At 42.4% G+C, this 25,554-nt stretch carries 20 protein-coding genes and 2 pseudogenes; 9 read left to right on the forward strand and 13 right to left on the reverse strand.

Going from position 1 to position 25,554, the window contains the following annotated elements; all coding sequences use genetic code 11:
• The first annotated feature begins 65 nt into the window (after positions 1-65).
• On the forward strand, positions 66-1,835 hold the full coding sequence (locus tag ABWT76_RS26150) for a peptidoglycan DD-metalloendopeptidase family protein (protein ID WP_231636965.1): 1,770 nt from the start codon (positions 66-68) through the stop codon (positions 1,833-1,835).
• A gap of 404 nt (positions 1,836-2,239) precedes the next feature.
• On the opposite strand, the gene ABWT76_RS26155 is transcribed toward ABWT76_RS26150, so the two are convergent.
• On the reverse strand, positions 2,240-2,698 hold the full coding sequence (locus tag ABWT76_RS26155) for a DNA-binding protein (RefSeq protein ID WP_054470056.1): 459 nt from the start codon (positions 2,696-2,698) through the stop codon (positions 2,240-2,242).
• 743 nt (positions 2,699-3,441) lie between these two features.
• On the opposite strand from ABWT76_RS26155, the gene ABWT76_RS26160 reads away from it, so the two are divergent.
• Both ABWT76_RS26160 and ABWT76_RS26165 read left to right on the forward strand, forming a co-directional pair.
• Positions 3,442-4,500: a calcium-binding protein gene (locus ABWT76_RS26160; RefSeq protein ID WP_354635199.1), complete on the forward strand. Its 1,059-nt coding sequence runs from the start codon at positions 3,442-3,444 to the stop codon at positions 4,498-4,500.
• A gap of 154 nt (positions 4,501-4,654) precedes the next feature.
• On the forward strand, positions 4,655-6,919 hold the full coding sequence (locus tag ABWT76_RS26165; RefSeq protein ID WP_054470058.1) for a glycosyltransferase 61 family protein: 2,265 nt from the start codon (positions 4,655-4,657) through the stop codon (positions 6,917-6,919).
• Positions 6,920-7,076: 157 nt separating this feature from the next.
• On the opposite strand, the gene ABWT76_RS26170 is transcribed toward ABWT76_RS26165, so the two are convergent.
• The gene (locus ABWT76_RS26170; protein ID WP_354635201.1) at positions 7,077-7,691 is read right to left on the reverse strand and encodes a Uma2 family endonuclease; all 615 of its coding nucleotides are present in this window, start codon (positions 7,689-7,691) and stop codon (positions 7,077-7,079) included.
• 70 nt (positions 7,692-7,761) lie between these two features.
• Between ABWT76_RS26170 and ABWT76_RS26175 the strand changes: the two genes are divergently transcribed.
• Entirely contained in the window at positions 7,762-7,908 is a 147-nt protein-coding gene (locus tag ABWT76_RS26175) for a hypothetical protein (RefSeq protein WP_190883178.1), read from the forward strand.
• 73 nt (positions 7,909-7,981) lie between these two features.
• Here ABWT76_RS26175 and ABWT76_RS26180 read toward each other — a convergent pair.
• Positions 7,982-8,556: pseudogene (locus ABWT76_RS26180) on the reverse strand (Uma2 family endonuclease).
• A gap of 146 nt (positions 8,557-8,702) precedes the next feature.
• On the reverse strand, positions 8,703-9,317 hold the full coding sequence (locus tag ABWT76_RS26185) for a Uma2 family endonuclease (protein ID WP_354635202.1): 615 nt from the start codon (positions 9,315-9,317) through the stop codon (positions 8,703-8,705).
• Between the two features lie 81 nt (positions 9,318-9,398).
• On the opposite strand from ABWT76_RS26185, the gene ABWT76_RS26190 reads away from it, so the two are divergent.
• Positions 9,399-9,545: a hypothetical protein gene (locus ABWT76_RS26190; RefSeq protein WP_354635203.1), complete on the forward strand. Its 147-nt coding sequence runs from the start codon at positions 9,399-9,401 to the stop codon at positions 9,543-9,545.
• 73 nt (positions 9,546-9,618) lie between these two features.
• Here ABWT76_RS26190 and ABWT76_RS26195 read toward each other — a convergent pair.
• Positions 9,619-10,193 (reverse strand): annotated as a pseudogene (locus ABWT76_RS26195) (Uma2 family endonuclease).
• A gap of 146 nt (positions 10,194-10,339) precedes the next feature.
• A complete protein-coding gene (locus ABWT76_RS26200; protein WP_354635204.1) occupies positions 10,340-10,954 on the reverse strand; it encodes a Uma2 family endonuclease in 615 nt (204 codons plus the stop codon).
• A 70-nt stretch (positions 10,955-11,024) separates the two neighbouring features.
• Here ABWT76_RS26200 and ABWT76_RS26205 point away from each other — a divergent pair, with 70 nt between their 5' ends.
• From ABWT76_RS26205 to ABWT76_RS26220, 4 genes are all read left to right on the forward strand, one after another.
• Complete coding sequence (locus tag ABWT76_RS26205) at positions 11,025-11,171, forward strand: hypothetical protein (protein ID WP_190879430.1); 147 nt, start codon at positions 11,025-11,027, stop codon at positions 11,169-11,171.
• A 119-nt stretch (positions 11,172-11,290) separates the two neighbouring features.
• On the forward strand, positions 11,291-13,705 hold the full coding sequence (locus ABWT76_RS26210) for a tetratricopeptide repeat protein (protein WP_354635205.1): 2,415 nt from the start codon (positions 11,291-11,293) through the stop codon (positions 13,703-13,705).
• A 20-nt stretch (positions 13,706-13,725) separates the two neighbouring features.
• A complete protein-coding gene (locus tag ABWT76_RS26215; RefSeq protein ID WP_354635206.1) occupies positions 13,726-15,603 on the forward strand; it encodes a glycoside hydrolase family 99-like domain-containing protein in 1,878 nt (625 codons plus the stop codon).
• Between the two features lie 95 nt (positions 15,604-15,698).
• Positions 15,699-16,808: a Stf0 family sulfotransferase gene (locus tag ABWT76_RS26220; protein ID WP_354635207.1), complete on the forward strand. Its 1,110-nt coding sequence runs from the start codon at positions 15,699-15,701 to the stop codon at positions 16,806-16,808.
• A gap of 6 nt (positions 16,809-16,814) precedes the next feature.
• Here ABWT76_RS26220 and ABWT76_RS26225 read toward each other — a convergent pair whose 3' ends face one another.
• The 7 genes from ABWT76_RS26225 to ABWT76_RS26255 all read right to left on the reverse strand — a co-directional run bounded on the left by ABWT76_RS26225 (position 16,815) and on the right by ABWT76_RS26255 (position 25,530).
• The gene (locus tag ABWT76_RS26225) at positions 16,815-18,401 is read right to left on the reverse strand and encodes a methyltransferase domain-containing protein (RefSeq protein ID WP_354635208.1); all 1,587 of its coding nucleotides are present in this window, start codon (positions 18,399-18,401) and stop codon (positions 16,815-16,817) included.
• 153 nt (positions 18,402-18,554) lie between these two features.
• Positions 18,555-20,726 (reverse strand): chromosome partitioning protein ParA, encoded by a 2,172-nt coding sequence (locus ABWT76_RS26230; protein WP_354635209.1) that lies wholly within the window; start codon positions 20,724-20,726, stop codon positions 18,555-18,557.
• A 235-nt stretch (positions 20,727-20,961) separates the two neighbouring features.
• On the reverse strand, positions 20,962-21,294 hold the full coding sequence (locus ABWT76_RS26235; RefSeq protein WP_054467257.1) for a type II toxin-antitoxin system PemK/MazF family toxin: 333 nt from the start codon (positions 21,292-21,294) through the stop codon (positions 20,962-20,964).
• Entirely contained in the window at positions 21,272-21,475 is a 204-nt protein-coding gene (locus tag ABWT76_RS26240) for a hypothetical protein (RefSeq protein ID WP_054467259.1), read from the reverse strand. Before ABWT76_RS26240 ends, ABWT76_RS26235 begins: the two co-directional genes overlap by 23 nt.
• A 31-nt stretch (positions 21,476-21,506) precedes the next feature.
• Entirely contained in the window at positions 21,507-22,481 is a 975-nt protein-coding gene (locus ABWT76_RS26245) for a glycosyltransferase family 2 protein (protein WP_375341514.1), read from the reverse strand.
• 204 nt (positions 22,482-22,685) lie between these two features.
• On the reverse strand, positions 22,686-23,663 hold the full coding sequence (locus ABWT76_RS26250; protein ID WP_354635211.1) for a hypothetical protein: 978 nt from the start codon (positions 23,661-23,663) through the stop codon (positions 22,686-22,688).
• A gap of 166 nt (positions 23,664-23,829) precedes the next feature.
• On the reverse strand, positions 23,830-25,530 hold the full coding sequence (locus ABWT76_RS26255; protein WP_354635212.1) for a hypothetical protein: 1,701 nt from the start codon (positions 25,528-25,530) through the stop codon (positions 23,830-23,832).
• Between the last annotated feature and the right edge of the window lie 24 nt (positions 25,531-25,554).

Raw genomic sequence — 25,554 nt, forward strand, 5'->3', positions numbered from 1 at the left:
GAATGGCTTGCAGAGGCTTCAGTCAATCCCTGTTTTCCTTATTTGCAGTTAACCGCGTTCTTAAAATGAGCCATCCAATTAAATACGCCCGCACACCTTTAAGTGTTATTTGTCAATTTTCGTTATTGTTGCAAGGACTGGGTTGGATTCCCAGTATGGGGGTGGTCAGTAGTCGCCTGGAAGCTCAAGCGCAGACCCCATCCAATGCGATCGATAATTTAGGTAGTGATTTAGGCAGCGCAAAACCAGCGCCCGCCGTTGTCGCCACCCCAGAACCTGAGTATATTCCCCCTCAATTAGAGTGGGAAACTCCTGCGAATAGCGTAGAGCAAGCTTATACAGCAGAAGAACAATGGCAGCCTGCCCCAACTCCCGAACCGGAATATTCCGCTCCCCAAGAGCAATGGGAACCCGCTGCTACTCCGGCTCCGACGCCGCAACCCGACTATACAGCAACAGAACAGTGGCAGCCTACCCCAACTCCCGAACCGGAATATTCCGCTCCCCAAGAGCAATGGGAACCCGCAACGGCGCCGGAGCCAGAACCACAGCCTGCGGCGGCGGAAGAACAGCGGCAACCCGCTCCAGCACCAATGGATTACACTAATGTTTACATCGATCCGAGTGACTATAGTATTGGAGTAACTAGGAGTAATGAGGCGATCGCCCAAGATCAGACCCCCGACAATACTTACCAAGAACCCTCAGCGGTAGTATTTTCTGAACGGTCAACGGGCTGTGAGGCGGCGCTTCAGCAAGGGCAAGTAGTAGGCGGCGATCTTTGTGGTGCAGTCGCTTCCCCGCAGCCTCTCCCAGATCCGGCGCCGAATAATGTTAGCCCGGGGATAGAACAGTATGTCTATGCTCAACCGCCCCAAAACCCTGGGTCTTCGGTTTCCGCACCGCAATATACTGCCCCCAAGCCAGTACAACAGTATGCAGCACCACCGTCCCCCGTCTCGTCGCAGTATTTGCCCCGAGTGTCAGTCCAACAGGAATATCTGCCCCCAGTGCCAGTTCAGGAGTATTACTCCGCTGCCCCAGAGTCAGAGTCTTACTCGCAGTCCTACTACAGCGATCCGGTTTCATCGAATACCGCGATGCAACCAGTCACCCTAGGCGCATTGAGTATTGGCGGTAATGGCATTAAGTACGATATGAGAAAGCACGCTGGTGAATTGGATCGCAAGCGTGCGGCTCGCCCTCAAGGTCGAATCGGTAATGGAAATACCCAGATGATTTTCCCTCTGGCAATCCCGGCGCCGATTACTTCTCTGTTTGGTTGGCGGACTCATCCGATTACCGGCGATCGCCGCTTCCATAATGGCATTGACTTTGGGGCGCCGATGGGAACTCCCGTGTTAGCGGCATATGCAGGACAAGTGGCGATCGCGGATTGGCTAGGGGGTTATGGCCTAACCGTAGTCTTAGATCACGCCCAAGGATCGGCGGAAACCCTCTACGGACACCTCTCAGAACTTTTTGTCAAAGAAGGAGAAGAAGTCAAGCAAGGAGACGTGATTGGACTGGTAGGCAGTACCGGCAACTCTACCGGGCCGCACTTGCACTTTGAACTCCGAGAGCTAACCCGTGAAGGTTGGGTCGCCCTAGATCCAGGAACTCAGTTGGAATATGCAATGGCTGAGTTAGCCGGAATGTTGGAAAAACCGCCGTCTAAATTAGAAGTGTCTTTATCTAAAGCCGCAAAACCTTTAGAAAAATACGCTAAAACTGAGTTTTTCCAATCCTTACAAATGGCCGGATTTAAGTTACCAAATCAGCAAATATCCCGTAACCAAACTCAGCCAGCGAATACCCCCAATTCAGGAAATTAGTGATATTTAAACCAGCAGATTAATCACCAAGGGCGCAAATCTACTTTGCGCCCTTTTTGCTTTCATAGTAATACCCTTTTCTTAATACGGTTTTCAATTAATAAATACCGCGCTGGGCGATCGCTCCCATATAATACCGTTTCCAATTAAAAATGCGTATGGGCGTGATGCTTGTACCCAAATTAACCTCAAAATTATAGGGGCGCAATACTGGCGCCCAAATTAAAATAATCTCTTCTAGTAATTATTGTAGTAATTATTTTAAAGCAGGTAAAAGGGGGACAAATTTATTGCTGGTTTTCCTATATAATTTTGCCACAAAATAGGATCTATTTTAGATTTTTTAGCTATTTTTATTTAACGCCGAAAGTTATTTCTTAATTACTTTTATGTCTCCAACACTTTTAGGCGGCATACATCATAGGAAATAGCTTTCTAATTACCGGCACGTCTGCCGCCGCCTCAATCCACAGGCGAGCGCCGCAAGGACCTTTTTCATGGGGAGTGTACACAATCCGGCAAGGACCTTTGATTTCTAATTCATGGCAGTTGTACTGATGTTTACCCTGTTTGACCACAATTGGCGGCTTGTTATCGTTTTTCTTGGTGTTATGTCTAATTTTTTCTCGATCTACCAGGATACAAGTTTCTACTTGGCGAGGGCGTTTGTACCAAGTACCCTTTGGTCCTCGGCGTCCGGCGGTGACTACGGGCATTCCGTTATATAAGGGAATTATCCAGGCTCGACCTGCTTTTTCCGCTCCTTGAATCCGCCCTTGATTAAGGAGGTGGCGGACTCTGGCGGTGGATAGACCAAGCATAAAGGCTGCTTCTGTAGTGCCGACGTGAGTTTTGTGGTTCATTTTTTTAGCTCATTTATATATCGTGTTAGTTTTAGCATAGCAAAGGGTGAAGAGGATGTCAAGATTTTGTTGGTTATTAGTTGCTGCCGTTGTTGCCGATGTAGCGAAAAAAACTCGCACGATATAGTTTTTTATTCAGCAGTTTAGTAGTAGTTTAGTAGGGTGTGTTAGGCAGGCGGTTACTTTTAGTGTCACAACTATTAATTCTGATGCCAGCCGTAACGCACCATTAGCTTGGCAGCGGATGGGATAACTGTTGGTAACGGATTGGCAGCGAGAATGTAGTAGGCTGTGTTAGGCACGCGGTTACTTTTGGTGTCACAACTATTAATCCTGATGCCAGCCGTAACGCACCATTAGCTTGGCAGCGGATGGGATAACTTTTGGGTAAAAAGTGAGGGATGAATTAGAGCGATCGCCCTAACGCATCTTTGCTGTTTCTGCCACCAGGGTCTTGGATGAAATCGCCGCTTGCTCTAGCAAGGTTTATATTGTTTTTTATGTTTTGGTGGCAACTGCCAACTTTGTAGTAAAATTAATTTGACATTTTTATCTAGTGAGTAGAAAATATCTATAGCTTTTAGAGCCATGACAGCTTTTAGAGCCATGACATCTAAAAATTAGTCTAAAAACAACTTGCACTGGCAACTTGCTGAGAGTATTTGCCAGATGTAAACAATTTTTCTAGATAGGGCGAGTACCAGGTTTTGTAAATTATCAATCCTTAAAAGGGTTTCTAATATATGTCTGATTTGCTTCCCGTAGCACCTTCACAGGGTGGGGCAGAGTTCGTATCTCCGATCGCCCTTGGCGAATCTAGCAGTAGCACAAGTGGCAGTAGCACAGGTGGCAGCAGCACAGGTGGCAGCAGCACAGGTGGCAGCACCCAAAGCGTTCAAAGCATTTTAAATATCTTGGCGACATTGGGTGTCACCGCATCCCCGAATACTGCGGGCGGTGTGAGTGTAGATGCTACCAATCAATCCACAGGACTTAATTTTTCCCAGGAATCTCCTAATGGGCTGAGTCTTACGGATACCACGGACGTATTAAATCTCGGTAGCGGCCCTGACTTCGTGCAATCTCAAGGCGGTGACGATCAGATCAAGACTGGCGATGGCAATGACCGAGCTGAGGCGAACCAAGGCGATGATCAGGTTGACTTGGGCGCTGGTGATGATACTGGATCCGGTGGCAAAGGAAACGATCAAGTTGACGGTGGTGAGGGCAACGATGTTTTATTTGGCAATTTAGGTAGTGATGTAGTTAAAGCTGGCATTAGAAGTGATAACGCTAATGGCAACCAAGACAGTGATACGGTCGATGGAGACGCAGGGAATGATGTGGTGCATGGAGGTCGAGGGAATGATAGCGTACTCGGTGGCGACGGTGATGATACGGTGTTCGGAGATGCCGGTGATGATACCCTGACCGGGGGTTCGGGGAAGGATATTTTCCGTTTCGAGTATTTTGCCTCACAAGGCCCGTTGCGAACAGCGGAAGAAGTTGGGGCAAATCCTTTGGGGGTGGATACGATTACGGACTTTAATCCCGCAGAAGATAAGATTCAGTTGGACAAAAGAATCTTTGCTTCTCTGGGAGACACAGTTCAACCCGGTGATGTGGAGGTTGTGACTAATTTTGACCCTGCTACTCAGGGAACGCAGACGGCAAAAATTATCTACGACCCAACCAGCGGTTTGGTATATTACAATCCCACTGCGGAACAAGGAGATGAGATGAAGCTGGTTCAACTCGAACCTAATCTGAATATTACTATAGATGATTTTGAGGTGTTCTAATTTAACATTGTTATTAAAGATGGGAATAACCACAAAGACACAAAGGACACAGAGAAATTTGTAAAATCTATTCTTTGTGTTCTTTGTGTCTTTGTGGTTTTGATTTCTCCCCTATTGATTTTCTCCCAAAGCGATGTGGCAATTCCTTGATAAAATGCTCTGCTGTCCGCAAGACCAAGAGGCAATTAACCAATTAGGTGAAATTCTGTTTGAACAACATCGGTGGCCGGAGGCGATCGCGCTCTATGAACAGGTGATCGCGCTCTACCCGAATTCCGCCAGTCTTTATAATTATTTGGGTTATGCTCAGTGGCAACAGAGAAATACTGCGGCGGCGATTTCCAGTTACTATCGCGCTATAGAATTAGACCAGAATTTGGCCTCAACTTACTATAATTTGGGCAAAATTTGGCAGTCGGAAAACGATTGTGCGGCAGCGGTGGCTTGTTTTATCCAAGTAATTAAATTGCAGCCGAATTATATTCCGATTTACAGCGATTTAGGCTATTCTTTGATGGCTGAGGGGAAACTGACGGAGGCAATGGCTTGTTTTCGAGAGGCGATCGCTCGTCAGCCTTTATTTGTGGAAAGTTTCTGTGATGGGGTGGAACAGGGTTTAATTAGGACAAAAACCGAATTAGATGAGTTCGATCGCGCTAAAATAGCCTGCGCTAAATTTCTCAGGGCTTTGCAACAGCAATTTGATGCCCCAGAAGTTTTAGACTATCTATTAGAAACTTATGTTCGTTTGGGCAATGCGGTTTTTGATGGGGGTGGGTATCGGCAAGGGGCTATTTACTATGAATATGCCTTACAAATTCAGCCAGATAATGCCACGGCTAATTGGCAATTAGGTCAAATTAGAGAAAAACAGCAGCTTTGGCAGGAAGCGATCGCTTGTTATCTTCAGGTTTTCACTTCTAATTCTGGCGCGGAACCATTATCGGAATTAATTAATTTTGGTAATTTAACATTGCCTAAAACTGAATCCACTATTCTCCCTCAAGGTATTTATCGGTTTACTCAAGACTGGTTGGACTGCCACCAGCAAACCCTGTCATTCCCCCGAAAGAGGGAACCGATATTTTCGTCTATTATGAGCGATAGGATTAGCGATCGAGAACCGCTATATATTCCGATTAATTGCCCATTAAAAGCATCAAATTATGATATAGCTTTTTTCAGTAGCGCGGGGTCTGTGGATTCCCGCGAAAGCGGGAATGACAATACCGAAACTGTTTTTAAGGTTTCTCAGGTTAAACCTAACGATAATAAAACCTGTGAAGGAATTCACTGCCAAAGCTGTTTAAACCAAATTAATTGCTGGTTTAATCCAGTAAATTTAGGTAATGGCTTATATCAAGTTTCTCTGCCCGGTTACTCAAATCCCTTAACTAATTACGCTACTTTTGTGGCGCATATTCCCGCAGGAAGAGTTTGGATTGCCCCGCAAAAAAGTTCCTGGCAAATTTGCAATGCGATCGCTGTCATTACCCCGGATAATTATCTCTTAGCTGATTTATCCCGGTCTTATCCGGGACAGTTGCCCGGTTGCGAAAACTATGACCATAGAAAACACCGTATTTTTCAGCTAGACACTTTGCCAAAATTAGAGCAAATTGATGGGACTGTAGCCATATTATCAGGACTATCGGGTCATGTCTATTTCCATTGGCTAGTGGATATTTTACCCCGCTGGCAGCTATTACGCTTAAGTGGAATTGATTTAACCAAGATTGATTGGTTTGTAGTGAATAGCCTCCGGCAACCTTTTCAAAGAGAAACTCTTGAATATCTAGGAATTTCTGGGAGGACAATTATCGAAAGCGATCGCTACCCTCATATTCAAGCCCAGCAATTAGTTGTCCCTTCTTTTCCGGGATTTTTGGGGTGGCTACCTCCTTGGGCATTAGAATTTCTGCGATCGCAGTTTCTCGGATTTTTTGGTAATGGACTAGAGTTTTCCGAGGCATCCTCGAACAATTATAATTATCCAGAACGCATCTATATTAGTAGAGAAAAAGCCCAATATCGCCGAGTGATAAATGAAACAGAAGTGGAGGAAACTTTAGAAAAATTTGGGTTTGTGAAGATTTTTCTAGAGTCTTATTCGGTGCGGGAGCAAATTCGCTTATTTGCCCATGCTAAAATGATTATAACCGCTCATGGCAGTGGGTTGACCAATATAATTTTCTGTCAGCCGAATACACAAATTATGGAATTAGTATCGCCTAATTATATCAAACATTATTTTTGGGTAATTAGTCAGCAACTAGGACTAAAACATTATTATTTGGTTGGGGAATCTTTTGCTTGCTATCCGCTAAGGTATATTATGGATCCGAATCCGCTAACCGAAAATATCTTGGTGAATATTGATGGGTTAAAAAATGCATTATCGGCGCTAGGTTTGCCGTAAACAAATAGGTATTGTAGGGGCGAAGCATAAAGCCCTACCCTTCAGGAAGGCGCTTGCCTACCCTATCCGCCTACGGGCATGGCTTCGCTTACCGGGCAGTTAACTCTCGGTTTTCGCAATTAAAATAATTACCCGAATGCTTCGCCCCTACATTTTGTTACCCCCAAACCCGCCGCAAATTCAACACAAAACCCGGTAATACTTCTTCCCCAGATAACTCGGTGGGATTTGCCAATACTTCTACTTCTAACCCTGGCCGATAAATTTCCACTTGACGATTTTGTGGATCGATTAACCAACCCAGTTTTGCCCCATTATCCATATATTCTTGCATTTTCTCTTGCAGGGGCTTAAGACTATCGGAACCCGATCGCAATTCCACGACAAAATCCGGGCAAATATTAGCAAAAGTGCCTGTTTGTTCTGGAGTCAATGCGTCCCAACGGGCTTGACTTACCCAAGAAGCATCCGGGGAACGAGTTGCACCATTGGGTAAAATAAAAGCAGTGGAAGAATCAAAGGCTTCTCCTGGTTCACCGGCATTTCGCCACCATAAATACAGTTCCCCAGAAATACTCCAATTGCGTTTTCCCGTTTCCCAGCCGGTTGGTGGATTCACGATTAATTCTCCTTGCGCGGTTCGTTCTAGTTGTAAATCTTGATTAGCTATTGCCAGGGCAGCAAATTGTTCTTGGGTGACATAAAGCCCAATGGTTTTTGGTAACTGAAGCGATAGAGTTTCGCTGTTTGGTTTTACGGGTGCTTGTACCATTTTGATCTCCTATATAATAGAGATGGAGAGGATGGATATTGCTGATTAATTAACCAATTATATCAAATTTTTGATTCTGATGAGAGCGATCGCGCAATTAATCGCTCAATTACCAGAATTTATCGGCAAAGGATTTTATCTAGAAGAAAGACCCAGAATTTCATGTTATAATCCAGAAAAGCGGTCTGCCCAAAAAACTCAGAAATCGGCTGTTTAGGCTTCTTTGTGTTCTTTGTGTCTTTGTGGTTATGCCAACCTGCAAAAAATTTTTACGCGATCGCCTTTTTATTCTAAGTAAGCATAACATCTTTCAGTCGCAATTTTAAATCAGGAAAAACGTGAGAAACAAGCTGATATACTCCATCCACTAATTTGCATATCGTAAAAGTCGGTTGTTTAGGATTCCCAATAAATTGCCAGCCCCCCAAACCCCGAAAATCAACAATCCAATATTCGGGAATCTTTAAAAAAGCGTATTCTTCGACTTTTATCGCATAATCATCTTGCCAATTGGTACTAACCACTTCAGCCACCAACTTGATAGTATTGCCGTTGCAAATTAGCGGTTCTTTTTGCCAAAGAGGTTCTTGACTAAGCTCATTTTTATCTAAAACAACTACGTCAGGACGCAATGCTGTCGCTGTCGCATATAGAGGTTTGATTAAACAATTTTTAGGAACCAACCAGTTAAAATTTGCCCGAAAAATTTCCAGATAAATTCTACCGGCAATAGTCTCAGCAATTCGTGAGGACTTGTGGGTTCCATGTCTCGAAGTTCTCCATCAATCAGTTCATAGCGTGTATTATCCCCATATTGGGCAATAAACTCCTCAAAACTCAGGAGTTTAGGTAGGATGTAAGTCATCGGGTATTTCTCCACAAGTTATTTGGTAAAGTTTCAGCTTTCAGCTTTTAGTAATCCGTCAAAAGCTGCAAGCTGAAATTTAACAGATAAATTTAGGGTGTGTTTTTTATTATAAGCCGATCAAGTGGCATAAACAAAAAATTTTGTTACCCCCAAACCCGCCGCAAATTCAACACAAAACCCGGTAATACTTCTTCCCCAGATAACTCGGTGGGATTTGCCAATACTTCTACTTCTAACCCTGGCCGATAAATTTCCACTTGACGATTTTGTGGATCGATTAACCAACCCAGTTTTGCCCCATTATCCATATATTCTTGCATTTTCTCTTGCAGGGGCTTAAGACTATCGGAACCCGATCGCAATTCCACGACAAAATCCGGGCAAATATTAGCAAAAGTGCTTGTTTGTTCTGGAGTCAATGCGTCCCAACGGGCTTGACTTACCCAAGAAGCATCCGGGGAACGAGTTGCACCATTGGGTAAAATAAAAGCAGTGGAAGAATCAAAAACCTGCCCCAAATTTTCATTCTCTTCATCCCAGCGATCGAGTTGTCCGGTAATGCTGCTATTTCGTTTTCCCGTTTCCCAGCCGGTTGGTGGATTCACGATTAATTCTCCTTGCGCGGTTCGTTCTAGTTGTAAATCTTGATTAGCTATTGCCAGGGCAGCAAATTGTTCTTGGGTGACATAAAGCCCAAGGGTTTTTGGTAACTGAAGCGATAGAGTTTCGCTGTTTGGTTTTACGGGTGCTTGTACCATTTTTGACCTCTTATATGCTCCTATATAATAGAGATGGAGAGGATGGATATTGCTGATTAATTAACCAATTATATCAAATTTTTGATTCTGATGAGAGCGATCGCGCAATTAATCGCTCAATTACCAGAATTTATCGGCAGCCGAATCGATCTAGAGGAAATATCCAGAATTTATGGTTATAATCCAGAAAAGTGGGCTGCCCAAAAAACTCAGAAATCGGCTGTTTAGGCTTCTTTGTGTTCTTTGTGTCTTTGTGGTTATGCCAACCTGCAAAAAATTTTTACGCGATCGCCTTTTTATTCTAAGTAAGCATAACATCTTTCAGTCGCAATTTTAAATCAGGAAAAACGTGAGAAACAAGCTGATATACTCCATCCACTAATTTGCATATCGTAAAAGTCGGTTGTTTAGGATTCCCAATAAATTGCCAGCCCCCCAAACCCCGAAAATCAACAATCCAATATTCGGGAATCTTTAAAAAAGCGTATTCTTCGACTTTTATCGCATAATCATCTTGCCAATTGGTACTAACCACTTCAGCCACCAACTTGATAGTATTGCCGTTGCAAATTAGCGGTTCTTTTTGCCAAAGAGGTTCTTGACTAAGCTCATTTTTATCTAAAACAACTACGTCAGGACGCAATGCTGTCGCTGTCGCATATAGAGGTTTGATTAAACAATTTTTAGGAACCAACCAGTTAAAATTTGCCCGAAAAATTTCCAGATAAATTCTACCGGCAATAGTCCCAGCAATTCGTGAGGACTTGTGGGTTCCATGTCTCGAAGTTCTCCATCAATCAGTTCATAGCGTGTATTATCCCCATATTGGGCAATAAACTCCTCAAAACTCAGGAGTTTAGGTAGGATGTAAGTCATCGGGTATTTCTCCACAAGTTATTTGGTAAAGTTTCAGCTTTCAGCTTTTAGTAATCCGTCAAAAGCTGCAAGCTGAAATTTGACAGATAAATTTAGGGTGTGTTTTTTATTATAAGCCGATCAAGTGGCATAAACAAAAAATTTTGTTACCCCCAAACCCGCCGCAAATTCAACACAAAACCCGGTAATACTTCTTCCCCAGATAACTCGGTGGGATTTGCCAATACTTCTACTTCTAACCCTGGCCGATAAATTTCCACTTGACGATTTTGTGGATCGATTAACCAACCCAGTTTTGCCCCATTATCCATATATTCTTGCATTTTCTCTTGCAGGGGCTTAAGACTATCGGAACCCGATCGCAATTCCACGACAAAATCCGGGCAAATATTAGCAAAAGTGCTTGTTTGTTCTGGAGTCAATGCGTCCCAACGGGCTTGACTTACCCAAGAAGCATCCGGGGAACGAGTTGCACCATTGGGTAAAATAAAAGCAGTAGAAGAATCAAAAATTTTCCCCGGTTCGCCGCAATTGCGCCACCATAGATACAACTCTCCAGAAATATTGCTATTACGTTCTCCGGTTTGCCAGCCAGTAGGTGGATTCACGATTAATTCTCCTTGCGCGGTTCGTTCTAGTTGTAAATCTTGATTAGCTATTGCCAGGGCAGCAAATTGTTCTTGGGTGACATAAAGCCCAATGGTTTTTGGTAACTGAAGCGATAGAGTTTCGCTGTTTGATTTTACGGGTGCTTGTACCATTTTGATCTCCTATATAATAGAGATGGAGAGGATGGATATTGCTGATTAATTAACCAATTATATCAAATTTTTGATTCTGATGAGAGCGATCGCGCAATTAATCGCTCAATTACCAGAATTTATCGGCAGCCGAATCGATCTAGAGGAAATATCCAGAATTTATGGTTATAATCCAGAAAAGTGGGCTGCCCAAAAAACTCAGAAATCGGTTGTTTAGGCTTTTTTGTGTTCTTTGTGTCTTTGTGGTTATGCCAACCTGCAAAAAATTTTTACGCGATCGCGCCAAAAATCAGCCTCTTTGTGATAAACTTTTCTTGGCTACTTGTTTAAATAACTATGGTAAACCTCAGCGAAACTCCAGCGACCAGCCCTGACAGCATAGCTTCCCGGATCGCCCAACTAAATCAACTGGCAGAACTCCATTTAAATGCCGGTCAATTAGACCAGGCACAAGCTTATTGTCAACAAGCGTTAAACCTTGACCCCAACTGCCCCAGCACTTGCAAAACGGCGGGGAATATTTGCCGAGTCCTGGGTCAGGTGGAAGTGGCAAAACGCTGGTATCATCGCGCTATAGAATTAGATCCAAAGATGGCGGAAGCATTAGCCAATTTAGGGACGATTTACGCTGAGGCGAAGCAGTGGAAGCAAGCGGTGAATTATTACCAACAAGCAATTAAAGTTAAACCAGATTTTGCCGGGGTTTATCGTAATTTAGCCAAAGTTTGGACGATCCTCAACCAAGCAGCATCAGCGGCTAACTGCTGGTATCGGGCTTATGAGTTAGAACCCACTGGTGTAACCGCAGCACAATATTTTGAGGTGGGAAATAATTTACTCAAAGCAGGGCAAGGGACTGAGGCGATCGCCTGTTACAAAAATGCAATTAAATTGAATCCCAATTGGGCAGAGGCTTATCAAAATTTAGCGGCGGCTTTGCAGCGATCGGGTGCTTTAGAGGAGGCGACAATTTGTTATCGTCAAGCCATTGCATTAAAGGCGAAAAAGACACAAACTACACCAACTCCAGAGGATACTTTAGCGGCGGCTAGTCAAGGTTTTTTTCAGGTCAATGGGTACGCCGATCCCCAGGATACTTTATCGGGTAGTTTATCAGTCCAAGGTGAAAAAAATACTGCTAATAATGCCGCTAACGACGCATCTTCTATGTTTGACGCCAATGACTATCTTGAACTAGCAAAAAGTTATGCCGATCGCCGACAATGGCAAAAAGTAATTTCTCTTTGCCAAAAATCCTTATCTGTAGCACCAAATAATGCTTATGCTTATAAATTACTAGGTAATGCTTTCCAGGGTTTAGGGAATATTCAGTCCGCGATGCAATCTTATGAGAAAGCTGTTGCCCTGCAACCACAATTTGCTGAGGCATTGGCGAATTTGGGCAGTATTTATGGACAGCAAAAGCAGTTTGAGAAGGCTATTTCTTGCTACCAAAAAGCGATTAATCTTAAACCCAAGGTGGCAGGGTTTTATCGCAACTTAGCCAAGATTTTTGCAGAACGTTCCGGCAAGTCCGACCCACAGATGAGTCCGCAAATTGCCGAATGTTGGTATCGCGCTTACGAGTTAGAACCGGCAAAGGCTAAACCGGAAGAACATTTTAATTTAGGCAATATTTTATTAAAACAAGGTCAGCGGGAAAAGGCGATCGCCTGTTATGGTCGAGCGATTCAACTGAACCCGAATTTAGCAGCAGCTTATCATAATTTAGGGGAAGTTTTGAGTGAAACAGGGCAGTCCCAAGAGGCGATTACTTGTTATCGTCGCGCTATTGAATTAAATCCAAAATTAATCGATTGTTGCTATAAATTAGGTCAAGAATTGGCCAAGCAAGGAGAATGGCAAGAAGCCCTGGCTTGCTATCGCACCCTGATTTCAGTTGAGCCGAAATTTGCGCCAGCTTATCAGAAGATTGCTGAAATATTAGTGAAACAAAATGAGTTGGATGCAGCAGCAGCAGTTTATACTAAGGTGCTGGAGTTGCAGCCGGATAACGGAGAAACTTGTCGCCAGTTAGGGGATATTTTTGCTAAACAACTGAAGTGGCAGGATGCGGTTAAGGTTTATGGGCGAGCTATTCAGTTAAATCCGCAAAATTCTGACGCTTATAATTATTTAGGATATGCTCTGATTCAATTACAACGGTGGGAAGAAGCGGTGGCGGTTTTGGAGAGAGCGATCGCCCTAAAACCAGATTTTCACTCATGCCATAATTTTGGCGGGGCTTTAGTCCAACTGAAACGCTGGGAGCAAGCATTACCCGCATACCGTCAGGCTTTGCAACTGAATCCTTCCTCTGCCCTAACCCACCAAAGTTTGGGGGATGTGCTGATGAAATTGCAACGGTGGGATGAAGCGGAAAAAGCTTATAGTCAAGCGGTGCAACTTCAGCCAGATTTAGCGGGGATTTCTACTAAAATAGCGGACGCTTTGCGAGAACGGGCTATGTCCGATTTAGCTAAGGCTTTGGGCTGGTATCATCGGGCAATTCAAGAGCAACCAGGGGATTTGCAAAATTATCACAAGGCGTTGGAGATTCAGCCTAATGATGCTGAACTTTATGTGCAGTTGGCGAATGCTTTGGAGAAGCGGGGAAACTCTAATGGGGCGATCGTCTTTTATCAGATGGCGTTGCAGTTGCAGCCGGATGATGCAGATGAGCTACAACGTAAAAAAAAAACATCCCACAGAAATATATTGAACCTTCTAAAACTCAGAATTCGACTCTAAGTCGTTTTTATGAAACTTTGATGGGCAATCCTCGATTAGAGGAAATTCCTACTATTGAAGTTTCCAAGATTGAAGAAGGTTTTATTGAATACGATCCTGATGGGGAAATGCAACCAAGCGCAGTCAAACTGATCGCCAACTATCTACCTCAGTTTCATCCCTTCCCCGAAAACGAGCAATGGTGGGGAAAAGGGTTCACAGAATGGACAAACGTGGGTAAGGCAAAGCCTTGCTATGAGGGGCATTATCAACCTCACTGTCCAATTCATTTTGGGTATTATGATTTGAGAGTTCCCAGTGTTTTAGAGGATCAAGCAAAGCTGGCAAGAGAATATGGAATTCACGGTTTTAATTTCTACTTTTATTGGTTTAAAGGCAAGACTCTTATGGAGATGCCTATCCGCCAATTTCTTGAAAATCAATCTATAGATATTAGATTTTGCCTAACATGGGCTAATGAAAATTGGACTCGTCGCTGGGATGGGTTGGAAAATGAGGTTTTAATATCCCAAGAACATTCTTTAGATGATTCGTTAAATTTGATACGATATCTAGTTCCTTATTTCAAAGACAGCCGATATTTAAAGGTCGAAGGGAAGCCTATCTTTATTGTATATCGGGTAAACACGATTCCCGATATCTCCATAACAATTAAGGCTTGGCGTCAGGAAATTATTAAAGAGGGCTTTCCTGGATTATATCTGGTTGCTGCACAAGCTTTTGGATTTTCTGACCCTAGACCTTATGGGTTTGACGCTGCTATGGAATTTCCTCCTCATGGTGTCAATGCGGTAGATGTAAGCGATCGAATACCAAACGTGTCTGTAGATTTTCAAGGTAAAATCTACTTCTATGATGACATTGTTAATGCAGAAGTAAAAAAAGGCGGCGAATTCAGCAATTTCAAACTGTTCAAGGGTGTAACACTATCTTGGGACAATACTGCACGCCGAGGTTTGAATTCATATATATTTCATGGCTTTTCACTACACAGGTATATGCAGTGGCTACAATCCATATCTATAAAAACAGCTTTAAGTCCAGAACTCAAGGATGATGAAAAACTTATATTTGTTAATGCGTGGAATGAATGGGCAGAAGGAGTACATTTGGAACCCGATCAGAAATATGGTTATGGGTATCTAGAAGCAACTCGTCGTGTTCTCAAAGATATTGATAAAACTACCGTTGAGTGGTTGCTCAACCAGCCTCTCAAAAAAAATCATAATGTGGCAGTAATTTTCCACTTGCATTTTGTTGAAGTATGGGAAGAAATAGAATCTATTCTTCGCCAGATTAACGGATACGATTTATATGTGACGACAACTTCGCTAGATGGGGTTAAAGCAGTCAAAAATTCTGGTATTGATGCTTTTGTGTTACTTGTAGAAAATCGAGGCCGCGATATTCTACCTTTTATTGATGTATTTAGAATGATAAAACCAATGAACTATAAGTTTTGTTGCAAAATTCATTCAAAAAGAAGTCTTCACAGAGTTGATGGGGATGATCTCAGAAGAAACATTCTGAAATCATTATTTCAAACAAAAGAAGAATGGATTGCAAATCTACAGAATCGCTTCGACGCAAATGCAAGCATGGGACTCCTTGTTCCATCTCAGCAATTGCTGGAGTTTGATGATGAAAATATGAAGAGCAATATCCATCTTTGTAAAGAGCTTTGTGAAGTTATGAATATAGATTTTTCTCACTCATTATTTCCTGCTGGCTCTATGTTCTGGTTTCGTCCTAAATGTCTTGAACCTTTACTCAAGATTGATAGCAGCTTCTTTGATATTGAATCTGGGTTATGTGATGGGACAGTTCCCCATGCAATTGAACGTTTGTTTTGTATTGTTGCACAGTCTGTGGGATACGAAACAGAACCTCTTTTGTAGTTTAAAGAGATGTGGGATCTTTTGGGGAAGATTGTGGAAATGAGAAACAGCGCTGTTCCAATATCTCGGCGATACGGCAAAGAGTTTTTCTCTTCTTGGGAAAATCTAATCCAGTAAACGGCTCTCTAGACAGCAGCATTATAGATCTTATAAAAATGAAAAACACAACTTACTTTAGCATCGCAAATAAACTGATGAGAGAAGGCAAATTGGAGGAAGCGATCGCCTGTTATCGCCGTGCGATCGCGCAAAATCCCAACTTTGCCTGGAGTCATCATAATTTAGCCGAAGCGCTAATCAAGCAAGGTCAAATTGATGAAGCGATCGCCTCTTACCGTCGCGCCATAGAGATTAACCCAAACTTTGCTTCATTTCATCATAATTTAAGAGAAGCGCTAGTCAAGCCTAGAATTATGGCAAACACGGATGAGGGAATGGTAGATATTTTTACGACTGTTTCAAGGGATAACTCTTCGGAAAAACTGGTGGCTCAAGCATTAGAAAAACCAAAGAGCAGCAAGAACTATGTTATATGCTTTACTGAACGATCCGGAAGCAGTATGCTGTGTTCTATTCTCAAGCAAACTAACTTGTTGGGAATGCCAAACGAGTATGTCAATCCTAGAGGCCCAATGCAACTCTATCTAAAAACTTGCCCAGCTACTACTCTGGAAGAATACTTCGAGCTTTTGCGGCGGACTCAAACTACACCTAACGGAATTTTTGGCTTGAAATCGTGTTTTTTTGATTTCAAACCTCTTATTGAAATGGGGGGAGTGGGGAAACTTTTAAATCCAGTCCAATTTATCTATCTGACACGACGAGATATTATTCTGCAAGCAATTTCAGGATATCTCGCCCGCAAATCGGGGATATGGCATATCTCAAGCCAAGCAGGGGGAGCAGAAAATTTAGACTATAGTAAAGTAGAGTATGACGAAGAACAAATTCTTAAGCTGATAGACATTCAAATCAAGGACCGGCTGGAATGGGAACGATTTTTTACGTTGTATTCTATTGAACCGTTAAGGATTGTTTATGAGGACATAGTAGAATCACCTATTACTTGCGTCAAGCAGATTTTAAGTTTCTTGGGAGAGAATACTGATATATCAACTGAAGACATCAAGTCAAAAACAGTAAAGACCGGAGGTGAAATAGCTCAGAACTATGCTAGACGCTTACGAGAAAGTTTTACTTTGTAAACACCGCTAGGATATTTTTTTAAAAACCATAATGGCGATAGGAAATGTAGATGAGAGAGAAAAACTGACTAACTCGAATAAATCTGAATAGGCTTGACGGGCATAAGCTTCAGGTATAAAAGTTTCTCCATAGAATTCACTATTTAGCTCAGCACTTCCAGTAACTTCATAAATATTAGTGTGAAGAAATTCGCCTCGGTTGTAAGCTGCTCTAGCTTCGCCAAAATCATCAAACAAAATACTTAGAACTTTAGAATGATGATCCGTAGGATTTAGCTGCTTTAAGCTTTCACAGTAATTCAAAAACGAACTGGCTCTGGTTGTTAAAATTAATACCCCATCATCCTGTAAAACTCGGTGAAATTCTTCCATCCATAAACGACAAGCTTTTTCTGATAAATGTGAAAATACAGAGTAGCCTACTATATGAGTAAATTGATTTGCTTTTAATTCTGTTGGAGGATAAGCATTACATTTAAAAAAGTTACTATTTTTAAATGATGATTTACAAATAGAAATGAAATGTTCAGAAATATCTAGACCAAAAAGATTGTGCGTATATACTTCGCGAAGAAAAAATCTAGCTATTCTGCCCCAACCTACCCCAAAATCAAGCAAGACACTTTCTGCCGATAAAGGTTTCCCAATAGTATTGCACTCAGAGATACAGAATTGATAAAATTTGAATGCTTCTTGCAGAGTTCTTTCTCCTGATGCACCTGTGGTTTGAGTTTGTAATTCTGCTGGCGGAAATTTAGGTAGCTTGATGCCGTTAAAATAAACTTCTGAATGTTGGCTTTCACAAATTAAGTTAAACCAATCTGAATCTGTTATTATTTTATGAAGGAATTGTGAACGCTGCTGAGATTCTTGTAAATAAACTTGATACTGTTGCAGAGAATTGGACAAGCCTTTCCGTTTGGCTCTGAGGTTGAGAGCATTTTGATAGAGTTCCATATCTGCACTATTGAGGGACACTATCTTCCCAATTAATCGTCGATCGCTCCAAATATTTCTGACCAGATCCTCATAATCAGGATAGGTATTTCGATTAGAAGGTGTCACCTTGACTTCTGGCCAGTTTAATAGTTGCTGTAGCTCCCGTAAATCTTCTCGAAAGAATTCTTGAATTCCTATGAATTGAAAATTCTCCAAATTTATTCCTTGAAAATAGTTTCTTGATATGCCATTTTGAGCATCCTGTAAATCTATAAATTCTTCAAAGCCAATCTGGTTGTTAACTACATATTTATGAAATTTACCAGAAGTCGGCTCGTTAGTAGGAAATGTCAGCCAAAAATAATACCAGGAAATTAAACGATTTATTGGATTTCTGAGCCAAACTATTATTTTAGCGTTGGGGTATGCCTTTTGATATTTCATGGCGGGAAAGTGTCCATGAATCACTTTAGTTTTGGAGGTAATTTTATCTTGTAAAACCTCTACAGGTAAAGATTCGTAATCATAAAAAATTTTTTCTAGACTATAAATTTGCGGTAAAATCATGTGACCAAAGGTTGCGCCAGCAGTTTTGGGCACATGAACGGAGATTATTTCTACACTGTCGGAAGCTGAAGCAGTAGAATTATCCATCTTGAAAACTCCTTAAATCATTGTTTCTTGTAAAATACTGGATCTATCCCCCCAACCCCCTTTGGCGGAGCCCCCCTTAATCCCCCTTAAAAAAGGGGGATTTTTAGCTTGGAAAAGCAAAAAGTCTATTGTTTCTCGTAAAAGCAGAATCTTCTATTTAATAGCAATCAGAGATTTAGCTGCGGTTAGGCGACGCACGAGTTGTTGCCATTCGGCTAAGTTGGTCAATTCCTGAATATCGAGTTGATAGCCATTCTCTGAAGAAAATCTAGAAAAATTTTCTAGCCAGTTGAGGATGGTTTCCGTTCGGGATAAAGACGTGAATTTTAACGACTGTTGCAAGCAATGAGCCATCTTGTTCATATCGCCATTTCTATATGCTTGCCAACCATCCCACAATAGGAGATTGTACTGCATCTGTTCGTCATTTTCAGCAGCACTGGCGAGAGTTTCTTCAAGGCGCGATCGCTCAAATTCAGTTTTATAGCGTTCTAACTCGCTACGAGTCTCTTGCAGTTGAGACAGCGATCGCTCTAAGGCACTTTCTGTTTGTTGGCGGTGAGATTGATATTCTGTCAGCATTGCCTCCGTTTGATAGAGTTGAGTTTGAACCTCTTCGAGTTTTGAGCGAGTTTGAGCAAGTTCAGATTTAGCCTGTTGTTCTTCTTGCTTTATTTGCTGCTGCTGAGACTGCGATCGCTCCAATTCCTCCTGAACTTGGTGTAGCTGAGACTGAGACTGCTGCAACTCCTGGGTTTTCTGCTGTAACTGAGTCACGGATTGTTCTAAAACTGCTTCAGTTTCATGCAACTGAGCCTGAGACTGTTCCAACACTTCCTCAGTTTGGTGCAGTTGAGACTGAGTTTGGCCTAGTTTCTCCTCAGTTTCATGCAATTGGGACTGGGTTTGCCCCAATTCCGCTTGAGTTTGGTGCAATTGGGACTGGGTTTGCCCCAATTCCGCTTGAGTTTGGTGCAATTGGGACTGGGTTTGCCCCAATTCCTCTTGAGTTTGGTGCAGTTGCCCTTGAGTTTTTTCTAACTCTTCGGTCTTTTGATGCAGTTGAGTTTGAGATTGTTCTAACAGAGTTTCTACTTGCTGGAGGTGAGATTGATATTGTGACAGCATTGCCTCCGTTTGATAGAGTTGAGTTTGACGTTCTTCAAGTTGGGACTGGGTTTGCCCTAATTCCTCTTGGGTTTGGTGCAGTTGGGACTGAGTTTGCCCCAATTCCTCTTGGGTTTGGTGCAGTTGGGACTGAGTTTGCCCCAATTCCTCTTGGGTTTGGTGCAGTTGAGACTGAGTTTGCCCCAATTCCTCTTGGGTTTGGTGCAGTTGGGACTGAGTTTGCCCTAATTCTGCCTGAGTTTGGTGCAGTTGGGACTGAGTTTGCCCTAATTCTGCCTGAGTTTGGTGCAGTTGGGACTTGGTTTGCCCCAATTCCTGCTGCAACTTTTGATTTTCTCCCTGGAGATTGCCAACCTTTACCCAATCTTGAAACGCCCAAATTCTATAAGGAGAAGACTTCAGCTTTTCTTGCCAGGAAGTATCGGGTGCATCGGTTAGTTGCCATGCACGGGCTTCGAGTTCTTGATAGAGGGCGATCGCTTCTGGGTAATAATGGTTAATCAGGCTGGCTCGATGCCCTTCTGAGTTTTGTCGATGTAATAAACTTGGCTGATAAATCGTTGGATTAGGAATCGATAAATTAATCCTAAACTTTTGATTTAAGGCATCAATAAATGGCTGAGTATGCTGCAAAAAATTGTTCAGACTGACTAAAAAGCAACGCTGGGGAAAAGAATTGGAAAAATTTAATATTTTCTGATTGTAATGGAGCCAAAACTTAATAGCCAGTTCTGGCTGTTCTTGAAAAATTGCATAGGGTTGCCCTTTTCGGTAGAGAGAACTAACCACTTCCCAAGGATAGCGAAACAGCAGCAAAAAATTCGCCTCTGGTAGCAGATTAGCCCAAAATTCTAAAAATAAGGTTGTGCGGGGGTCTTTCCATCCCCATAATCCGCTGATAGCATTTTTTGTAACGATATTCTTGGCTTCTTCTCTATAATAGTCGTCAACCTGAATCTGGTCTTGTAGCGTCCAGCCTTCCTCATTTGCCCCTTGAGATTTGAGAACTTTTTGATGTAAGCTCCAAAAGTCCAGATTTTCAAAATGACCTTTAATATTTGCTTCAGCCGCACCCATCAACCGCCGTCCAATATGCAGACCCGCGCTCTGTAGTAAAGAAGCAGTTAAGGAACTGCCAGAGCGGTGCATACTGGTAATAATTAATACTTGTGAATTTTGGATGTTGTGTTTTTCCATATTAGTAGGTTGGGTTGAGGTACAAAACCCAACATTATTATACAGGTTGGGTTTATTGCTACATAGCTTGATTCGTAGGTTGGGTTGAGGTACGAAACCCAACATTATTATTCACTCACTTAATATCAAGAGGCGATCGACCTAAATTGCGAATTTCATCAGGTAAACTGGAGCCAGCAAAAAGTCCATCTTAGCATACAACTTCGGTCATTACGACAACTCATTTACTGATTGATTAAATTAACCCCAGCCAGCCTCGCAATGACTGCTCTAATTGTTTTGCATCTGCATCAGATAACTTGCCGATCGCTTTAATCACCAAGTTCTCATGCACTGTGTATAAACCTCGCTTGACTGCCGTAGCTACATTTAATCCTGCTGCCGACCAATCAACCAGTGCAAATTCCCCATCAAGCAATGAGACTGTTTTACTTGTTAGAGGCACAATTAAGATATCTTGAGACGGGTGTGGCGAACTCACCACCACAGCAGGTCTGACCTTTGAACTGGACAAGTCTGAAAACGGATAGCGAACCAAAATTATCTCATTTTTTGAGTAACTCGCCATAAATATCATCCTCAGTATTGTCCCAAACTTCATTTAATGAAACCTGACTAGCCTGCCACCAAAACTCAGATTCATTATTTGGAATCAATGTCACCAGCACCTGAGTTCCTTCCTCTAGTTCGGCTGACTCAAGCAATTCTATTTTTCCTTGTTTCACCGTCCCAAAAATCGTTTTTAGCATATTGAATTATCAAATTTCCTTCTACGTCGATTTAAAATAGCATAGCCATCAATTCTTGCCATTCCTGAGAATGGATCAGGGAATCAGCCGCAAATTTATGGCCATATTCCCTAGAATACTTCTGGAAATACTCAACCCAGTTTAGCACAGTTTCCGTGCGAGAAAAAGAAGTCATGGATAAAGATTTTTCCAAATACTTGGCCATTTCTGCCAGATGACCTGTCCAATACAACCGCCACGCACTCCAGACTAAGTTATTATAACGAGCCCGATGTTCTAAAGCGCGAATTTCATCGGGTAAATTCGGTCGGGCAAGCATCCGCTCCAGCACCATCTGACATTCCTTAACTTGTAACGGCGTGTTGAGTGAAGCATTGCCCTGATGCTGACGATAGCATACCGTGGTTTGTCGTACCCAAGCGGCTTCGCATCCCATCAATGCCAACCGCAACACCAAATCTACGTCGGGTGCTTGATGATAGCGACAATTAAAACCCCCAGCAAACTCTAACCAATTGCGATCAAACAGCATCGCCCCCAAAAATACCGGCTTCCACAACAACCAATCAGCTAAACTTAAATCCGGTAAACTATGCCATAAGGCAATATCAGAAATTGCTCCTCCAGTCTCGTTGACAATTTGCCAACCACTATGGACAATCCCCAGAGAATGGTGTTGTTGAAAGCCAGCCACTTGTTGCGTCAATTTATCGGGCAAAAACCAGTCATCTTGATCCAAAAAAGCAATTAACTCGCCTTGGGCTTCCAGAATGCCGCGATTTCTAGCCGCTGCAACCCCTTGATTCTCTTGATAGAAATAGCGCAATTTTTGGCCATATTGTTGCACAACTTGCTGAGTGTTGTCGGTGGAGCCATCATCGACGATAATTAGCTCCCAATTCGGGTAAGTTTGGGTGAAAACGCTTTCTATGGCTTGCTGAATGTAGCGCGAACCGTTATAAGCTGGGATGATGACGCTGACTTCTGGGGTTTGGGTTGATGTCACTGGCATTGTCCTAAAATTTCTGTAATAAATTTTACTCTAAAAAGACTTTGATTTGGGAGAGTCGGGTGCGCGATCACGGCAAGTCTGCCTGAACTTGTTGCAGTGGAGATTGACTAGAGTTACTTTGGGTTGCCGCCCCATAGATATTATCTTATAATTTGGATAGTCGTCCTCCTATTTTTACCAAGACCAACGCATATTTCTTTAAGTTAGATTTTGCATCTCCAGATTGGAGGCATCATAATTAAGCATCAGTTTTTTCTGCTCTTCGGTATTTTGCCAATTACCTGTTAATACTTTACCTTTAAACTCCCCCGTCTTATCAGATACTCTAAAAACTTTAGCTCCCCTAAGCAATGCCAACTCAAATTTATATCGATCCTCAAAAAAATAAACTTTTTTAAGCCGGTTTGTCAATAAAGTAATTGCATCGCCAAATGTCCCTCTGGCTACGATTAAGTTCACTGAATTTTTCAGGCAAGCTATATCACTATAAACGTCAGAAGATTGACAAATAAAGGGAATAGCTTTTTGGGCTAGAAAAATTTCTACCTGTTCTATACAGACATTGCTTCTGTCTTCAAATACCAGAATGCACCTGTCAGGTTTTTCTTGCTCTATAACTTTCTGATAAAAGCTGAGGGGTGGTTGTCCATATTTGGGGTGGGGAGAACTATTGGCAAAAATATCTCCAGAGCGAAAGTGTATTACGAGGTCAGTGTCACTCACTGTAATAGGAGATACTGGTAATTTTATTCTTGGCAGAACATATTGATCAAAAATATTCACATATTCATCAGAACTATAAGTACAGTTAAGCTGCTTTGGAGAGAAGAAGCGTCCAGACAGTAAGACTTCTGCATTTCCAGGTTTCCTTTGAACTAAAAGCTCAATTTCTTCATTTTCACTGATTTTTACTTCTGAATTGATGTAAAGAAAATTTTCTCTGGTATAGATTTTACAAATGTTGTTTTTTAGACAAAAGTAAAAAACGTTGATTAATTGCTGAATTGAGTTCCCAAAGCTACTGGTTTTTGCAATCTCTATGGCATCAATTTTTATGGGTTGGGCTGGGGATTCTATTCGGTATGGGAAACCTGGTAAATTTTCGTGATTTTGATGCAGTTGGGACTGAGTTTGTTTATTGTTGACTTGAACGGGCGAAAGCTGTTCCCGCTGCAAATCAGCTTGGATTTGGGAGAGTCGGGAATGCGATCGCTCTAAATCAGCCTGAATTTGCTTGAGTCTGGATGACATGATTTTTTGAGTTGAAGATGGGTAAAACATTTCAAATGATCCGGAATTTTGCCAACAAACTTTTGAATGCTTCTCTCCCATTTTTTTTCATCTAAATGTTACTGATTTTGATGTCACCAGCGCCCGATCGAGGTAGGTGCAAATCAGCTTTGATTTGGGAGAGTCGGGAACGCGATCGCTCTAGATCTAATTTAATGAGTTGCAGTTGCTCTGGTCTTTTAGAGACTTCCTGGAGCTTTTTTTCTTCGCATTCGGCAATTTCGACCAGTTCTGAATACAGCTTTCTCGCTCTGGGGTCTTGAATTTCTTCCCCACAACGATGATGGCGTAGTTCTGGGTCGGAAAAGTCTTCTCGCTCGATATCGAGAGAGAGCGATCGTCCCAAATTTTGTACTGCCGCTCGGTAGCGATTTGGCTCCCAATCAAAATTGACAATTGGAAACGGACAGAGGCGGTACAAAGAAATTAACTGGCAATTGTAGCGAAACCATAAATCCTGCCAATCTCGCTCAGGTAAGACAATGTTTGCTCTATCTTTAAGAGAATAAATCACATCGTAGGGATGTCGAAAAGTCCCTACTAAAAGCGTGTCTGGCTGAAACCAAGCAGATAAACAAAACAGCATTCGCGGATCTTTTATTCCCCAAAGTTTTCCTACGCCGAGGTTCTGCTTAAATTGCTCGATCCGTTGCTTCAGGGGAGGCGGAACCCACTGCACCTCCTCCGGTTCGTACCAATAACTGCCGTTTGCCAATAACAGTTCGTTGTTAATTTGCATAACAACTTTACTTTCTCGGTTTCCTTTTTGATTAAATTCATTACTTCGGGAAACTTCCCCTAAATGCAAACCATATTGTTCGAGCATTCCCGTTAAACAAGAAGTTCCGCTTCTGTGCATTCCTAAAATAAACACGCCTTTCCCACAAGTAAACTCTGTTTTTTGTTGCCCAGTGTTTTCCAGAGATTGGCTGTATTTTTGCCAATCCCGATTGATTAAAGCTAAATTCATATTCTGCTGCTTGACCCTCACCGTGGGAATCGGTAGAGTCTCAATAGCATCGTATGGGCAGTCTATCAGCCCCGTGATTAGCTCATCTAAGTTTGTCAAAGCAGCTTCTCGTAAATCCTTCCAGACTGCTTCGTTCTGTGCTGGATCTTCAGATGTTCGGAAAACAGGAGGCCGACTGCCAGCACCATGATGGTAAATTAAATTGCCGTACACTCCGGCTATTAAAAAATGGCGATTATTGACATTGCTGCGGCGCAGACCGACCAAAGATGCTTTTCGTTTTAACCATTCACAATTTGCGTAATAGCTAAAATCCTGCCCTGGCTTGTAGCCGTCGGCAAACCGGATACCCAGGTTATAATAGTCCTGCTTTCTCATGCAAAGGCAGCTAACATGGACGAAGGGTTCAAATTGGCCTGCAAATTCGTCACGATACACCCCGACAGCGGTGACTCCGGTTGCGATAAAACTTGTCAATATTTCTATCCAACGATCGCGAATAGGAAAGGCATCCGAATCTAAAGTAATAAAATACTCAATTTCCTTGTCTAAGCGCTCGATGAGAAAATCCAAACCCGCTGAGTGTTGTTTGGCGTCCGTTTCCTCTGTCCGATAAGAAAATACTTTAACTTTTGGGTAGGTAGCAGCGGCGTATCGCCCCTCGGCTTCACTTTCTCCATTAGCAATATAGATTTGATAGTTAGACGAGCGAGAATGCCGCTCGATTTGCCGCAAGCAGCAATCGAGCCAGGGTATCTTGTTTCCGGGAGCGCTAGCATTCACAATCAAAATAGCAGTTTTGGACAA

It is taken from the genome of Planktothricoides raciborskii GIHE-MW2, from assembly GCF_040564635.1.
GTDB lineage: Bacteria > Cyanobacteriota > Cyanobacteriia > Cyanobacteriales > Laspinemataceae > Planktothricoides > Planktothricoides raciborskii.